This is a genomic window from Streptomyces sp. NPDC041108 (assembly GCF_055592645.1).
Window position 1 is genome coordinate 79,476 of sequence record NZ_JBVIYK010000003.1, and the last position, 13,639, is coordinate 93,114.

At 70.3% G+C, this 13,639-nt stretch carries 11 protein-coding genes; all 11 read right to left on the reverse strand.

Features of this window, described 5'->3' with window-relative positions:
• Positions 1–90 precede the first annotated feature (90 nt).
• Positions 91–1,383, reverse strand: a complete 1,293-nt coding sequence (locus tag ACZ6BB_RS09905; protein ID WP_471614798.1) for an MraY family glycosyltransferase — start codon at positions 1,381–1,383, stop codon at positions 91–93.
• Between the two features lie 129 nt (positions 1,384–1,512).
• Entirely contained in the window at positions 1,513–2,751 is a 1,239-nt protein-coding gene (locus tag ACZ6BB_RS09910) for a serine hydroxymethyltransferase (protein ID WP_471615296.1), read from the reverse strand.
• 80 nt (positions 2,752–2,831) lie between these two features.
• Positions 2,832–3,503 carry an arsenate reductase/protein-tyrosine-phosphatase family protein gene (locus ACZ6BB_RS09915; RefSeq protein WP_037728589.1) on the reverse strand — a complete coding sequence of 224 codons (672 nt, stop codon included), beginning with the start codon at positions 3,501–3,503 and terminating at the stop codon, positions 2,832–2,834.
• Positions 3,500–4,147 (reverse strand): L-threonylcarbamoyladenylate synthase, encoded by a 648-nt coding sequence (locus tag ACZ6BB_RS09920; protein WP_319367896.1) that lies wholly within the window; start codon positions 4,145–4,147, stop codon positions 3,500–3,502. The genes ACZ6BB_RS09915 and ACZ6BB_RS09920 overlap by 4 nt, the downstream gene beginning before the upstream one ends.
• Before the next feature lie 71 nt (positions 4,148–4,218).
• On the reverse strand, positions 4,219–5,064 hold the full coding sequence (gene prmC, locus ACZ6BB_RS09925) for a peptide chain release factor N(5)-glutamine methyltransferase (RefSeq protein ID WP_471614799.1): 846 nt from the start codon (positions 5,062–5,064) through the stop codon (positions 4,219–4,221).
• Between the two features lie 39 nt (positions 5,065–5,103).
• Positions 5,104–6,180, reverse strand: coding sequence for a peptide chain release factor 1 (prfA, locus tag ACZ6BB_RS09930; protein WP_471614800.1), 1,077 nt, complete (start codon positions 6,178–6,180; stop codon positions 5,104–5,106).
• Positions 6,181–6,318: 138 nt separating this feature from the next.
• Positions 6,319–6,540, reverse strand: coding sequence for a 50S ribosomal protein L31 (gene rpmE, locus ACZ6BB_RS09935; protein ID WP_013000669.1), 222 nt, complete (start codon positions 6,538–6,540; stop codon positions 6,319–6,321).
• A gap of 239 nt (positions 6,541–6,779) precedes the next feature.
• Positions 6,780–7,928 carry an LCP family protein gene (locus ACZ6BB_RS09940; RefSeq protein ID WP_471614801.1) on the reverse strand — a complete coding sequence of 383 codons (1,149 nt, stop codon included), beginning with the start codon at positions 7,926–7,928 and terminating at the stop codon, positions 6,780–6,782.
• A 211-nt stretch (positions 7,929–8,139) separates the two neighbouring features.
• Positions 8,140–9,849: a trypsin-like serine protease gene (locus ACZ6BB_RS09945; protein WP_471615297.1), complete on the reverse strand. Its 1,710-nt coding sequence runs from the start codon at positions 9,847–9,849 to the stop codon at positions 8,140–8,142.
• 171 nt (positions 9,850–10,020) lie between these two features.
• On the reverse strand, positions 10,021–12,051 hold the full coding sequence (gene rho, locus ACZ6BB_RS09950; protein WP_471614802.1) for a transcription termination factor Rho: 2,031 nt from the start codon (positions 12,049–12,051) through the stop codon (positions 10,021–10,023).
• 408 nt (positions 12,052–12,459) lie between these two features.
• Positions 12,460–13,413: a homoserine kinase gene (thrB, locus tag ACZ6BB_RS09955; protein WP_471614803.1), complete on the reverse strand. Its 954-nt coding sequence runs from the start codon at positions 13,411–13,413 to the stop codon at positions 12,460–12,462.
• Between the last annotated feature and the right edge of the window lie 226 nt (positions 13,414–13,639).

The following is a 13,639-nucleotide window of genomic DNA, read 5'->3' on the forward strand; positions in this document are numbered from 1 at the left end:
AGGCCGTGTGCAACCTACGCACACGGCCTCCAGCCGCTTCCCGAGGATCCTCGAAGCACCGCGCCGGCACTCGCGCCGGGCGGTCGCGGCTCAGTGGCGCGCACCCGCCGGACTGCGTTCCGCTTCGTGCTCGTGGGCACGGCCGCCGATCGCCGTCGCACCGTTGAGGGACGGGGTCCAGTCCGCGGCCGGCTCCGGGGCGGTGGCCGGGACGACCTCGCGGCGGCGGTAGCGCGGCGGCACGATGCGTTGCGCCCAGCGCGGGGCGCGCGGGGTGAAGCGCGGCAGCAGCAGGAGGAAGAGACCGACTCCGCTGAGCATGGCGATGGCGAGGACGATCCACATGGACGCCGCGTTCACGGTGTAGGCGAGGGTGCCGAAGGCGATCACCGCCGACCAGAAGTACATGATCAGCACGGCCCGGCTGTGCGAGTGCCCGACCTCCAGCAGCCGGTGGTGCAGATGCCCCCGGTCCGCGGCGAACGGCGACTGACCACGCCAGGTGCGCCGCACGATCGCGAGGATCAGGTCGGCCGCCGGGATCGCGATGATGGTCAGCGGCATCAGCAGCGGGATGTAGACGGGGACCATCGAGTAGACCGTGCTGCGCTCCGAGCCGTACAGGTTCATGAGGTCCGGGTCCACCTGCCCGGTGACCGAGATCGCGCCGGCCGCCAGCACCAGGCCGATCATCATAGAGCCGGAGTCGCCCATGAAGATCCGCGCGGGATGCATGTTGTGCGGCAGGAAGCCCAGGCACATGCCCATCAGGACCGCCGCGAAGAGGGTGGCGGGGGCCGCGGCCTCGATGCCGTAGCTGTACCAGAGGCGGTAGGCGTACATGAAGAACGCGGCGGAGGCGATGCAGACCATGCCGGCCGCGAGACCGTCGAGGCCGTCGACGAAGTTGACCGCGTTGATGGTGATGACGACCAGGGCGACCGTGAGCAGCGTGCCCTGCCACTGGGTCAGCGCGACGATGCCGACACCCGGGACGGGCAGCCAGAGGATCGTCAGACCCTGCATGACCATCACACCGGCGGCGATCATCTGGCCACCGAGCTTGATCAGGGCGTCGATCTCGAACTTGTCGTCCAGGACACCGATGAGCCAGATCAGCGCGGCCCCGGAGAGCAGCGCCCGCGGTTCGTCGGACTTGGCGAAGACCTCGCTGAGGTTGGTCAGATGGTCGGCGACCAGCAGACCGGCGCAGAGTCCGAAGAACATCGCGATGCCACCGAGGCGCGGTGTCGGTTCTCGGTGTACATCACGCGCACGGATCTCCGGCATGGCTCCGGCCACGATCGCGAACTTCCGCACCGGCCCCGTCAGCAGGTACGTCACCGCGGCCGTGATGCAGAGCGTCAGGAGGTATTCACGCACGGGCTTCCCCACAGGTCTCGCTGGCCATCACAGCCCCACACCCTAGCGAGGCGCGCATAAGGTTGAGGACATCCGGGTAGCGACGATGGTTGCACGTGATGCTGTGCCTGGTGGTGCGTCTACCCCACCTCAGCGCGGATACGGCGGAAATCTTCCGGCCAGGTCCCGTACTTCTTCACGCGTCCGCTTGCCGTCCCCGCCGTCCCGCAGGGCCCCCGCGAACAGCACCGCGAGCCGGGCCATCTCCGTCTCGCCCATGCCCTGGGTGGTCAGCGCGGCCGTGCCGAGCCGCAGGCCACGGGCGTCGCCGTGGGGCAGCGCGCAGCAGTCGAGGACCATCCCGGCGGCCGCGAGCCGGCCGCGGGCGGTGCGGCCGTCGACGCCGAGCGGCGCGGGATCGACGGTGAGCAGGTGGGTGTCGGTGCCACCGGTGACGACCCCGAGCCCCTGCTCGGCCAGCCCCCGGGCCAGTACGCGGGCGTTCGCGACCACCTGATGGGCGTACGCGGTGAACGCCGGTGTCGCCGCCTCCCCGAACGCGACGGCCTTCGCGGCGATGGTGTGCATCTGCGCGCCGCCCTGCGTGAACGGGAACACCGCCCGGTCCACCCGTTCGGCCAGCTCGTCCCCGCACAGCAGCATCCCGCCGCGCGGCCCGCGCAGGACCTTGTGCGTGGTGGCGCACACGATGTCGGCGTACGGCACCGGATTGGGCGCCGCTCCCCCGGCGACCAGCCCGATCGGGTGGGCCGCGTCCGCGATGAGATAGGCACCCACCTCGTCGGCGACCTCGCGGAAGAACGCGTAGTCGATGTGGCGGGGGTACGAGATGGATCCGCAGACGATGGCCTTGGGGCGGTGCGTGCGCGCGAGGGTCCGCACCTGTTCGTGGTCGATGAGTCCGGACTCGGCCTCGACCCCGTACCCGACGAAGTCGAACCAGCGGCCGGAGAAGTTCGCGGGCGATCCGTGGGTGAGGTGACCGCCGAAGTGCAGGCCCATCGCGAGCACGGTGTCGCCGGGGCGCAGGAGGGCGGCGTACGCGGCGAGCACGGCCGAAGAGCCCGAGTGGGACTGGACGTTGGCGTGCTCGGCCCCGAACAGCGACCTCGCCCGTTCCACGGCCAGCCGCTCGGCGACGTCCACCATCTCGCAGCCGCCGTGGTACCGGGCCCCCGGATAGCCCTCCGCGTACTTGTTCGCGAGGGATGAGCCGAGGGCGGCCAGCACGGCCGGCGAGGTGAAGTTCTCCGCGGCGACGAGCTGCAGCGTCGTCGCCTGCCGATCCAGCTCACCGAGCAGGATGTCGGCCAGTTCGGGGTCCTGCCGCCGCAGGACATCGGCCTCTAGGACAGGGGTGACCGACATGATGGACTCCGGGGCGTCGACGGTGACGTACGACCAATGTAGGCCCGCCGTCCTGCGGGCGCCCGGTGTCGCCGAAGCTGTCACGCCCGGGCGGGCACCCCGGTGAGCGCGGTCACCACCGGATCCAGTGCCTGGTGTATCTCGTCGCCGACCGAGCGGAAGAACGGCAGGGGCGCCCCGTACGGGTCGTAGACCTCGTCCGCCTCGGCGGTGGGGGCCAGGAGCCACCCGCGTAGAGCGGCCGCGGCACGGACCAGCGCGCGTGCGCGGACGACCATGCCCTCCTCCAGGGAGGGCAGGGTGGTGGGGTCGATGGCGCGGACCAGACGGGTGAACTCCTTCAGGGTGAAGGTGCGCAGCCCGGCGGAGTGCCCCATGGAGATGACCTGGGCCCGGTGGTCCCGGGTGGCCGTCAGCACGAGGTCGGCGCGGATGACGTGCTCGTCGAGCAGTTCACGCCCCGTGAAGCCGGAGGCGTCCGCGCCGAAGTCCGCGAGGACCGCCTCCGCGTTCGCCTCCATGGGCGCCCCCTCGTGCCCCCAGGTCCCCGCGCTCTCGACGACCAGACCGCCCCAGAGCGGGTCCCCGAGCCGGTCCGCCAGGGCATGCCGGGTCAGCCGCTCGGTGATCGGTGAGCGGCACACGTTGCCTGTGCTGACGTGGAGGATGCGGAAGGTGTCCCGCGGCAGCCCCGTGAAGGTCCGCGTCTCTTCCCCGTCCCATATGCCACGCCCCGCGTCAGGGGCCGTCAATTCGCCACCTCGAGGTCGGGTACGACCTTGCGCAGCTCCTCCGCCGACAGGGCGCCCGCGCGCAGCAGGACCGGCACCTTGCCCGTGACGTCGACGATCGAGGACGGCTCGATGCCGGGGGTCGGGCCGCCGTCGAGGTAGACGGAGACGGAGTCGCCCAGCATCGCCTCGGCGGCGTCGCAGTTCTCCGGCGCCGGGTGTCCGGTCAGGTTGGCCGAGGAGACCGCCATGGGACCCACCTCGGTCAGCAGTTCGATGGCGACCGGGTGCAGCGGCATGCGGACGGCGACGGTGCCGCGGGTGTCGCCGAGGTCCCACTGCAGCGACGGCTGGTGCTTGGCGACAAGGGTCAGCGCGCCCGGCCAGAAGGCGTCGACCAGTTCCCAGGCCATCTCGGAGAAGTCCGTGACCAGGCCGTGCAGGGTGTTCGGGGAGCCGATGAGCACGGGCGTGGGCATGCTGCGGCCGCGGCCCTTGGCCTCCAGCAGGTCGGCCACGGCCTCGGAGGTGAAGGCGTCGGCGCCGATGCCGTACACGGTGTCCGTCGGCAGCACCACGAGCTCGCCCCGGCGGACGGCGGACGCGGCCTCGCGCAGACCGGTGGCGCGGTCGGTCGCGTCGTTGGTGTCGTATCGCCGTGCCATCTAGCGGGCCTCCTCGTACACGTACTGCTGCTGGGGGGTTGTCGTGGGGCGCGTGCTCATGCTCGTGCTCATCAGGGCAGCGCCTTGCGGGCGGTCGCGAACCGCGGCCGGTTGTTGAGGTCCGGGTGGTCGGCCGCGTCGGCCCAGCCCCGCTCCTCGGTGAAGATCCAGGGCACCTGGCCGCCCTGGGTGTCGGCGTGCTCGATGACGACGACACCTCCGGGGCGCAGGAGCCGATGCGCCGTGCGTTCGAGGCCGCGGATCAGATCCAGGCCGTCCTCGCCCGAGAACAGGGCGAGTTCGGGATCGTAGTCACGGGCTTCGGGTGCCACGTACTCCCACTCCGTGAGCGGGATGTACGGCGGGTTGGAGACGACCAGGTCGACCTGGCCGTCGAGGTCGCGGAAGGCGTCGAGGGCGTTGCCCTGGCGCAGGTCGACGCGGGAGCCCGCCATGTTCTTGCGGGTCCACTTCAGGGCGTCCTCGGACAGCTCCACGGCGTGCACGCGCGAGCGCGGCACCTCCTGGGCGAGGGCGAGGGCGATGGCGCCGGAGCCGGTGCACAGGTCGACGATGAGCGGCTCGACGACGTCCATCGCACGCACGGCGTCTATGGCCCAGCCGACCACCGACTCGGTCTCCGGCCGGGGCACGAACACCCCTGGCCCGACCTGCAGTTCCAGGTAGCGGAAGTAGGCGCGTCCGGTGATGTGCTGGAGCGGCTCACGCTGCTCGCGCCGGGCGATGACCTCCCAGTACCGGGCGTCGAAGTCGGAGTCCTTGACGGTGTGCAGCTCGCCCCGCTTCACGCCGTGCACGAACGCGGCGAGTTCCTCCGCGTCGTTGCGCGGCGAGGGCACGCCGGCGTCGGCCAGGCGCTGGGTGGCCTGGGCCACTTCCGCGAGCAGCAGGTTCACGCAAGTCCTCCGTCGTACTTCTTCGTGCTCGGGCGTGCCTTACGCGGCCGCCAGCTTCGCGGCCGAGTCCGCGTCGACGCAGGCCTGGATCACCGCGTCGAGTTCGCCGTCCAGGACCTGGTCCAGGTTGTACGACTTGAATCCGACCCGGTGGTCCGAGATGCGGTTCTCCGGGAAGTTGTACGTGCGGATCTTCTCGGAGCGGTCGACGGTGCGGACCTGGCTGCGGCGGGCGTCGGCGGCCTCCCGCTCCGCCTCCTCCTGCGCCGCCGCGAGCAGCCTGGAGCGCAGGATACGCATCGCCTGCTCCTTGTTCTGCAGCTGGCTCTTCTCGTTCTGGCAGGAGGCGACGACTCCGGTGGGGATGTGCGTGATGCGCACGGCGGAGTCGGTGGTGTTGACGGACTGGCCGCCGGGCCCGGAGGAGCGGTAGACGTCGATCCGCAGGTCGTTCGCGTTGATCTCGACGTCGACCTCCTCGGCCTCGGGGGTGACGAGCACACCGGCCGCGGAGGTGTGGATGCGGCCCTGCGACTCGGTCGCGGGCACCCGCTGCACGCGGTGCACCCCGCCCTCGTACTTCAGCCGCGCCCAGACGCCCTGGCCGGGCTCGGTGGCGCCCTGGCCGCCCTTGGTCTTCACGGCGACCTGGACGTCCTTGTAGCCGCCCAGCTCGGACTCGGTGGAGTCGATGATCTCGGTCTTCCAGCCGACGCGCTCGGCGTACCGGAGGTACATGCGCAGGAGGTCACCGGCGAAGAGGGCGGACTCGTCGCCGCCCGCACCGGCCTTGATCTCCAGGATGACGTCCTTGTCGTCGCTGGGGTCGCGCGGGACGAGGAGCAGCCTCAGCTTCTCCGTCAGTACCTCGCGCTGCTTCTCCAGCTCCTTGACCTCGGCGGCGAAGTCCGGGTCGTCCGCGGCGAACTCGCGGGCCGTGTCGATGTCGTCGCCGGTCTGCTTCCAGGTGCGGTACGTGCCGACGATCGGGGTCAGCTCCGCGTAGCGCTTGTTCAGCTTGCGCGCGTTGGCCTGGTCCGCGTGGACCGACGGGTCGGCGAGCTTCTTCTCCAGGTCGGCGTGTTCCCCGACCAGTTCCTCGACCGCCTCGAACATCTCTCCGGCTCCCTGTACGAACGTTGTGAGTGGACCGCTCCCGTGGGCGTCGCCCCTGGGCCGTGCCTGTGCGCTGCACCGCAAAGCGCCGGTCCCGATGCCCCCGGAGGGGCACCGCGGACCGGCGCTGGGGGCTCGCTACTTCTTGGCAGCGGTGGCCTTGCCGAAGCGGGCCTCGAAGCGGGCCACGCGGCCACCGGTGTCGAGGATCTTCTGCTTGCCCGTGTAGAACGGGTGGCACTCGGAGCAGACCTCGGCACGGATGGTGCCGCTCTCGATCGTGCTACGGGTGGTGAACGACGCGCCACAGGTGCAGCTGACCTGCGTCTCGACGTACTCGGGGTGGATGTCGCGCTTCAAGGTGTCTCCTAGGTTCGGGAGGGCGCCGGGTCGCCGCCGCGGGATGCGAGGGCGTGAACCGGAACCGACGTACCAGTCTGCCAGCACTGGTGCCATCTCCCCAAACCAGGGGGTGGGCTCAGGTATTCCCGCCGGGTTCCTGGCACCGCCGTTCCCGGCACGCGCCACGGGTGCCTCACCGGCGGCGTGGGCGGCTGCGGGGCCGTCGTGGCCGGTGGCGCGGTTTCCCGCGCCCCTGATCATCCCCGGCCGGCGGTGACGACGCCCTCGGCGGTGCCGGTCGCCGTGTTCTTCGTGGCCGACTTCGGGATCGGCCTGTCGGCCTTCATGGCCGCCCAGACCTGCTTCGACTTCGCCTTGTCCACCAGGACGCGGTTGGGGTCGTCGGGGTCGTACTGGACCGGCATGGTCACCATCGTCATGTTCTTGGCGCCGATGCCCTTGAGCCCGCTCGCGAAGGAGGCGAGGTCGTTGACGGTGTCGAGGTCGGAATCGGTGGTGACGGCGTCGGCGGCGGAGACGGCGAGGTCGTAGGCCTTCTTCGGGTTGCCGAGGATGCCGACGTCCTTGACCTGCTCGATGAGGGCCTTGACGAACGCCTGCTGGAGCTGGATGCGGCCGAGGTCGGAACCGTCGCCGACCCCGTGCCGGGTACGGACCAGGCCCAGCGCCTGCTTGCCGGTGAGCGTGTGCTCCCCCGCCTTCAGGTTCAGGTGGCTGTCCGGGTCCTTGATGTCCTTGGCCGTGGTGATGTCGACCCCGCCGAGGACGTCGATCAGCTTCTCGAAGCCCGCGAAGTCGACCTCGATGTAGTGGTCCATGCGGATACCGGTCATGGACTCGACGGTCTTGACCGCGCACGCCGCGCCACCCGTGGAGTACGCGGAGTTGAACATCGCGTACGAGGCTGCGGGGTGCGTCCTGCCCTTCGCGTCGGTGCACTCCGGCCGCTCGACGAGGGTGTCGCGGGGTATGGAGACCACGCTGGCCCGCTTGTGGCCCTCGTAGACGTGCACGACCATCGCCGTGTCGGAGCGGGCGCTGCCGTCGTCGACACCGCCGCCGAGCTTCTTGTTGTTGCCCGAGCGGGTGTCGGAGCCGAGGACGAGGATGTCCTGCGAGCCGTTGTCGACGTCGAGGGGCCGGTCGGTGCCGAGGGCCTGGTTGATGTCGACGCTCTTGAGGTTGTTGTTGAGCTTGAAGTACAGGATCCCGATGCCCGTGCCGCCCAGCACGAGCACCCCCGCGGCGGTCCACAGGACGGCGACCGCCGCCCTGCTGTGCCCGCCGCGTGTCCTGCCGCGGCGGCCCCTGCTCGCTCGGTGGCGCGGGCCGGTGGTGCCGGGACTGCCCGGGTTGCCGGTTGCCGGCGTGTTCTCGGCGGACATCTGCTCCTCGGTTCTCTTTCCGGTCGGTTACCCCCTGCGCTCAGGCCCAGGCCTGCCGGGACGGATGTGGCCATACCGCTCCACGGTCACTCCGTTCGGTCAGACGGAGTGATCCGGGAAAGGGTTGCACGACGAACGGTGCCCATCGCGTGGAACGCGATGGGCACCGTTGGTGACCGGTGGGCCCGAGGAGCCGGGCTCACCTGGTGTTTCAGCCGAGCAGGTCGTACTGGGCGTAGCTGCTGCCGACCGAGCCGCGTGTGCCGAAGATCTCGCTCGTGGCCTTGCCGGTGCCCTTGTAGAGGTACATCGTGCCGGCCGGCGTACGGGCCAGAAGGTCCGCCCTGCCGTCGCCGCTCACGTCACCGGGGGTGATGAGCGTGTTGTAGGAGCTCCAGTCCGAGCGGACCTTGATCTTGGTGGCGAAGGCGCCCGTGCCGGACTTGCCGGTGCCCTTGTAGAGGTAGATGTTCGAGCCGGTCTTGGTGCGCGCGATCAGGTCGGCCTTGCCGTCGCCGGTGAAGTCGCCGTGACCGAGCACCGCGTTGTACGAGTTCCAGCCCGTGCTGACCTTGACGCGGGTGCCGAAGGAGCCGGTGCCCTTGCCGGGGTAGATCCACAGGGAGCCCGCCGAGTCGACCGAGAGCAGGTCGGGCAGGGCGTCGCCGGTGACGTCACCGGGGGTGACGATCCGGGTGCGGGTCTTCCAGTCGTCGAAGATCTGCGTGGTCGTCCAGGTCTTGGACGAGGGCACGTACCGCCGCCAGAAGACGTCACCGTCGGAGGAGCGGCGCAGCACGAAGTCCTGGTAGCCGTCCCGGTTCAGGTCGGTCTGCTGGACGAGGTTGTAGCCGGTCCAGCTGCCGTTGGAGCTGAGCGACTGGCGGTCGCCGAGCTTGGAGCCCGTGGAGGCGCGGACGTAGCCCGTGCCGGTCTCCTTGTTGCGCAGGAAGACGTCGGCCTTGCCGTCCCGGGTGATGGCGGCGTCGTCGACGCGCGGGTAGGTCGCACCGACGTACTTGCTGACCTTGGCGAAGACCGGGTAGGCGCCCTGTGCGACGCAGTCGATGACGCCCCACGAGACGACGCCGACGACCTTGTTGTTGACGACGAGCGGGCCGCCCGAGTCGCCGTTGCAGGTGGCGGTGGTCGTGGCGTCGGTGCCGCCGGCGGGCTTGCCCGCGCAGACCATGTGCCCCTTGATGAGGTAGTCGCCCCAGGTGTTCTCGCAGGTGGTGTCGCTGACGATCGGCAGCGTGGCCGTCTTCAGCGTCTGCGAGATGTCGTCGGTCTTGGAGCTGGTGCGGCCCCAGCCGTAGGCCTTGGCCGAGGTGCCGGCCTTGTACGACGCGGTGTCGTCCGACGTCGTCATCTTGATCGGCGTGGCCTTGACCGGCGCCGACAGCGTCAGGACGGCGACGTCGTTGTCGATCGTGTTCTCGTTCCACGAGGAGTGGTTCCACTGGCGCGACAGCGTGCTGCGGGTGCCACCGTGGTAGTCGACGTGGTCGAGGGTGCCGTCGTCGTTGTAGACGGCCGTGGGCAGCTGGTCGGTGCCGGTGATGATCTCGCCGTACTCGACCCAGTTGTAGTAGTCCTTGTCGACGCAGTGCGCGGCGGTGAGGATCTTCGTCGGCGAGACGACCGTGCCGCCGCAGAAGAAGCCGAGGTCCTGGGTCGGGTCGTAGTACCAGAGCTGCGCCATCCACGGCGCCGAGCCGATCGTGGTCGTCGAGCCGCCGATGATCTGGGCGGACTGTTCGAGGCCACCGTCGGAGCTCGCGCTCGACGACGGCTGCCGCTCCGGCAGGTTCGCGTTCGCGGAGTCGTCCGCGGCCATGGCCTTGGCGATCCGCACGTCCAGTGCGTCGGGCGTCGTGCCGGTGTCGGCGGAGACCCCGCTCGCCGACGTCAGCAGCAACGCCCCCGCTATCGCGGTGGCAATGGCTCCGGACAAGGGTCTAGCCACTCGATTCCCCCCTGGGAGTACAACGTTTGTTCAGAGCATGAAGAACGTGATCGTACACGCGTCCGCTACAGAAAACTGGGGCCACCCTCACATGGAGGGTGGCCCCAGTGCTCCGATTTTCGACTAGTCGCCGTTACCGGGCATCGGCGTCGTCTTCTGGATCTGCAGCAGGAACTCGCCGTTCGACTTCGTCTGCTTCATCTTGTCGAGAAGCAGCTCGATCGCCTGCTGGGAGTCGAGCGCGTGCAGCACACGGCGCAGCTTCCAGGTGATGGCGAGCTCGTCGCTGCCGAGCAGGATCTCTTCCTTACGGGTACCGGACGCGTCGACGTCCACCGCCGGGAAGATCCGCTTGTCCGCGAGCTTCCGGTCGAGCTTCAGCTCGGCGTTGCCGGTGCCCTTGAACTCCTCGAAGATGACCTCGTCCATGCGGGACCCGGTGTCCACCAGCGCGGTGGCGAGGATGGTCAGCGAACCGCCGTCCTCGATGTTGCGGGCCGCACCGAAGAAGCGCTTCGGCGGGTACAGGGCGGTCGAGTCGACACCACCGGACAGGATGCGGCCGGAGGCCGGCGCCGCCAGGTTGTAGGCACGGCCCAGACGCGTGATCGAGTCGAGCAGCACGACCACGTCGTGGCCCAGCTCGACGAGCCGCTTGGCCCGCTCGATGGCCAGCTCGGCGACCGTCGTGTGGTCCTCGGCCGGGCGGTCGAAGGTCGAGGAGATGACCTCGCCCTTCACCGACCGCTGCATGTCGGTGACCTCTTCCGGACGCTCGTCGACGAGGACGACCATCAGGTGGCACTCGGGGTTGTTGTGCGTGATCGCGTTGGCGATCGCCTGCATGATCATGGTCTTGCCGGTCTTCGGCGGGGCCACGATCAGACCGCGCTGGCCCTTACCGATCGGCGCGACGAGGTCGATGATGCGGGTGGTGAGCACCCCCGGGTCGGTCTCCAGACGGAGCCGGTCCTGCGGGTAGAGCGGCGTCAGCTTGTTGAACTCCGGGCGGCCACGGCCGTGTTCGGGCGCCATGCCGTTGGTGGAGTCCAGCCGGACCAGCGCGTTGAACTTCTCGCGGCGCTCGCCGTCCTTGGGCTGGCGGACCGCGCCGGTGACGTGGTCACCCTTGCGCAGGCCGTTCTTGCGGACCTGGGCGAGCGACACGTACACGTCGTTCGGGCCCGGCAGGTAGCCGGAGGTACGGATGAACGCGTAGTTGTCGAGGATGTCCAGGATGCCCGCGACGGGGATCAGGACGTCGTCGTCGGCGAGCTGCGGCTCGGGGGCGCCGATCTCGTCACGGCCGCGACGGCCACGACGGTCCCGGTAGCGGCCGCGACGGCCACGGCGTCCGCCGTCGAAGTCGTCGTCGTCCTGCGGGCCGTTGTCACGCTGACGGTCCTGGCGGCCGCCGCCCTGCTGCTGACCCTGCTGCTGACCGCGGTCACGCTGCTGCTGGCCGCCGCCCTGCTGCTCGTCGCCCTTGCCCCGGCGGCCGCGCTCGCCGCGCTCGGTGCGCTCGCCGCGCTCGGTGCGCTCACCGCGGTCACGGCCGCGGTCACGGCGGCCCTGACGGCCCTCGCTCTGGTCACCGGCGTCGGCCTTGGCCTCGGCCTGGGCCGGCGTCTCGGCCTTCGGCTCGCTCTTGGCCTCGGCGGTGACCGTCTCGGGGCTGCCCGCGTCGGCGGTGGCACGGCGCCGGCGGCGCTCGGTGGGCGCCTCGTCGCCGCCGGCCGGCTGGCCGGGGATCTCGATCTGCTGCTGGGCCACGGCCTTGTCGGCCTTCTCGGCGGGCGCCTCGGCCTTCTTGGCGGGGGCTTTCTCGGCCGGGGCGGCGTCGTCGCCCGTGCGCGCCTTGGAGGTGGCGCGGCGCTTCGGCTTGGTCTCGGTGGCCGCCTCGGCCTTGGCCGGGGCGCCTCCTCCCGCCTGCGCGTCCTTGATGACCTCGATCAGCTGGCTCTTGCGCATACGCGCGGTGCCCCTGATGCCGAGGCCGGATGCGACCTGCTGCAGCTCGGCCAGCACCATGCCCTCTAGGCCGGTGCCGCGGCGCCGCCGGGAGCCGGCACCGCTGGCAGGCGCGGCGTCCGTGGCGGGCGCGGCAGCGGTGTCCTCGACACGTGCGCCCATCAGATCGGTGGTGTCGCTCACGAAGGGTCCTTCCCTGGAGCGGACGTCGGCCTTCTGGCTCGGCGACCGTTTGTGCTGTCCGGCTTCGGCCCTGTTCGGGTGGACCGTGCCGGGGCGGTGGTCCGCCAAAGGCGGCGGAGGAGATTTCTGATGATTCGGCGCTTTCCGAGCCGTGGCACTGAGTGTCTGTGTCACGCGGCTCGGCGATGCGCCGGTTCCGGGGCCTGCTCGGCAGACCGCTCAGTGCCTGCGTACGGCGTAGAGCTTGACGTACGAAGCACAGTGCGGCTTGGGAGACTCCCGGAAGAAAGGTTGTCCCTCGCGGGGACGATAAGCACCTCGCCATGGCTGGGGCAGGTGCAGACTTGAGGTTAACACTACCGGATCCAACAAACATTCCCCCTCTCGAAATCCCGCAACCGGACTCCGCTATTCCTCGGCGCTGTCGGCGCCGGGTCCGGTGACGGTGGTGGTGAGCGGCAGGACGCACGCCCCTCGGGCGTCGAGGTCCAGCCGGTTGGCGGCCCAGCCCGCACCCGCGAGATCGGCGACCTTGTCGGCACTGGCGTCGTCGGCCAGGGCCAGGACGGTGGGTCCGGCGCCGGAGATGACCGCGGGGATGCCGTCGGCCCGCAGTCGCTCGACCAGGGCCGTGCTCTCCGGCATGGCGGGCGCCCGGTACTCCTGGTGCAGCCGGTCCTCGGTGGCGGGCAGCAGCAGCTCGGGGCGCCTGGTCAGGGCTTCCACCAGGAGCGCCGCCCGGCCCGCGTTGGTCGCGGCGTCGACGTGCGGGACGGTGCGCGGGAGCAGTCCGCGCGCCGTCTCCGTCAGAACGGGCTTCCCGGGGACGAAAACCACCGGAACGATGGAATCCGCGGGCTCCATCCTGATGGCGCGCGCGGCGCCGCCCTCCATCCAGGAGAGCGTGAAGCCGCCGAGGAGACAGGCCGCGACGTTGTCGGGGTGGCCCTCGATCTCCGTGGCCAGTTCGAGCAGCGCGGCGTCGTCCAGCCGGTTGTCGCCGCCTATGGTCACGGCGCGGGCGGCGACGATGCCGGCACAGATGGCGGCGGAGGAGGAGCCGAGGCCGCGGCCGTGCGGGATGCGGTTGGCGCACACGATCTCGAGGCCCCGGGGCTGTCCGCCCAGCAGGTCGAAGGCGGTGCGCAGGGAGCGTACGAGCAGATGCCGCTCGTCGCGCGGGAGTGTCTCGCTGCCCTCCCCCGCGATGTCGACGTGCAGGCCGGAGTCGGCCACCCGGACGACCACGTCGTCGTAGAGCCCCAGCGACAGGCCCAGGGTGTCGAAGCCCGGGCCGAGGTTGGCGCTGGTGGCGGGGACGCGCACCCGTACGGCGGCGGCGCGGAACGCTGGACCGGCCATCGCTCGATGACTCTCCTTGAGCTGCGGGATTGACGATTGTCGAATGACATTCGATGCGTACGTGAGGACCCTGCGGCCGTTCAGGACGGCGCGGCGCCGCACCCCAGGGGGGCATATGCGGCGGGCGGGTTCACTACAGCCTATCGAAGGAAGGTTCTGTGGCGACATAGGGCGCACAAGAGGCGCACGATGCGTGTCGTAAGCCCCCTGTGCACCCCCTGTCGGG

Bases quoted from the DNA above. Each gene is read 5' to 3' on its own strand.
- prfA (WP_471614800.1), bottom strand. From the start codon at position 6,180: ATGTTCGAGGCGGTCGAGGAACTGGTCGGGGAACACGCCGACCTGGAG.
- ACZ6BB_RS09940 (WP_471614801.1), bottom strand. From the start codon at position 7,928: ATGTCCGCCGAGAACACGCCGGCAACCGGCAACCCGGGCAGTCCCGGC.
- ACZ6BB_RS09910 (WP_471615296.1), bottom strand. From the start codon at position 2,751: ATGTCGGTCACCCCTGTCCTAGAGGCCGATGTCCTGCGGCGGCAGGAC.
- thrB (WP_471614803.1), bottom strand. From the start codon at position 13,413: ATGGCCGGTCCAGCGTTCCGCGCCGCCGCCGTACGGGTGCGCGTCCCC.
- ACZ6BB_RS09920 (WP_319367896.1), bottom strand. From the start codon at position 4,147: ATGGCACGGCGATACGACACCAACGACGCGACCGACCGCGCCACCGGT.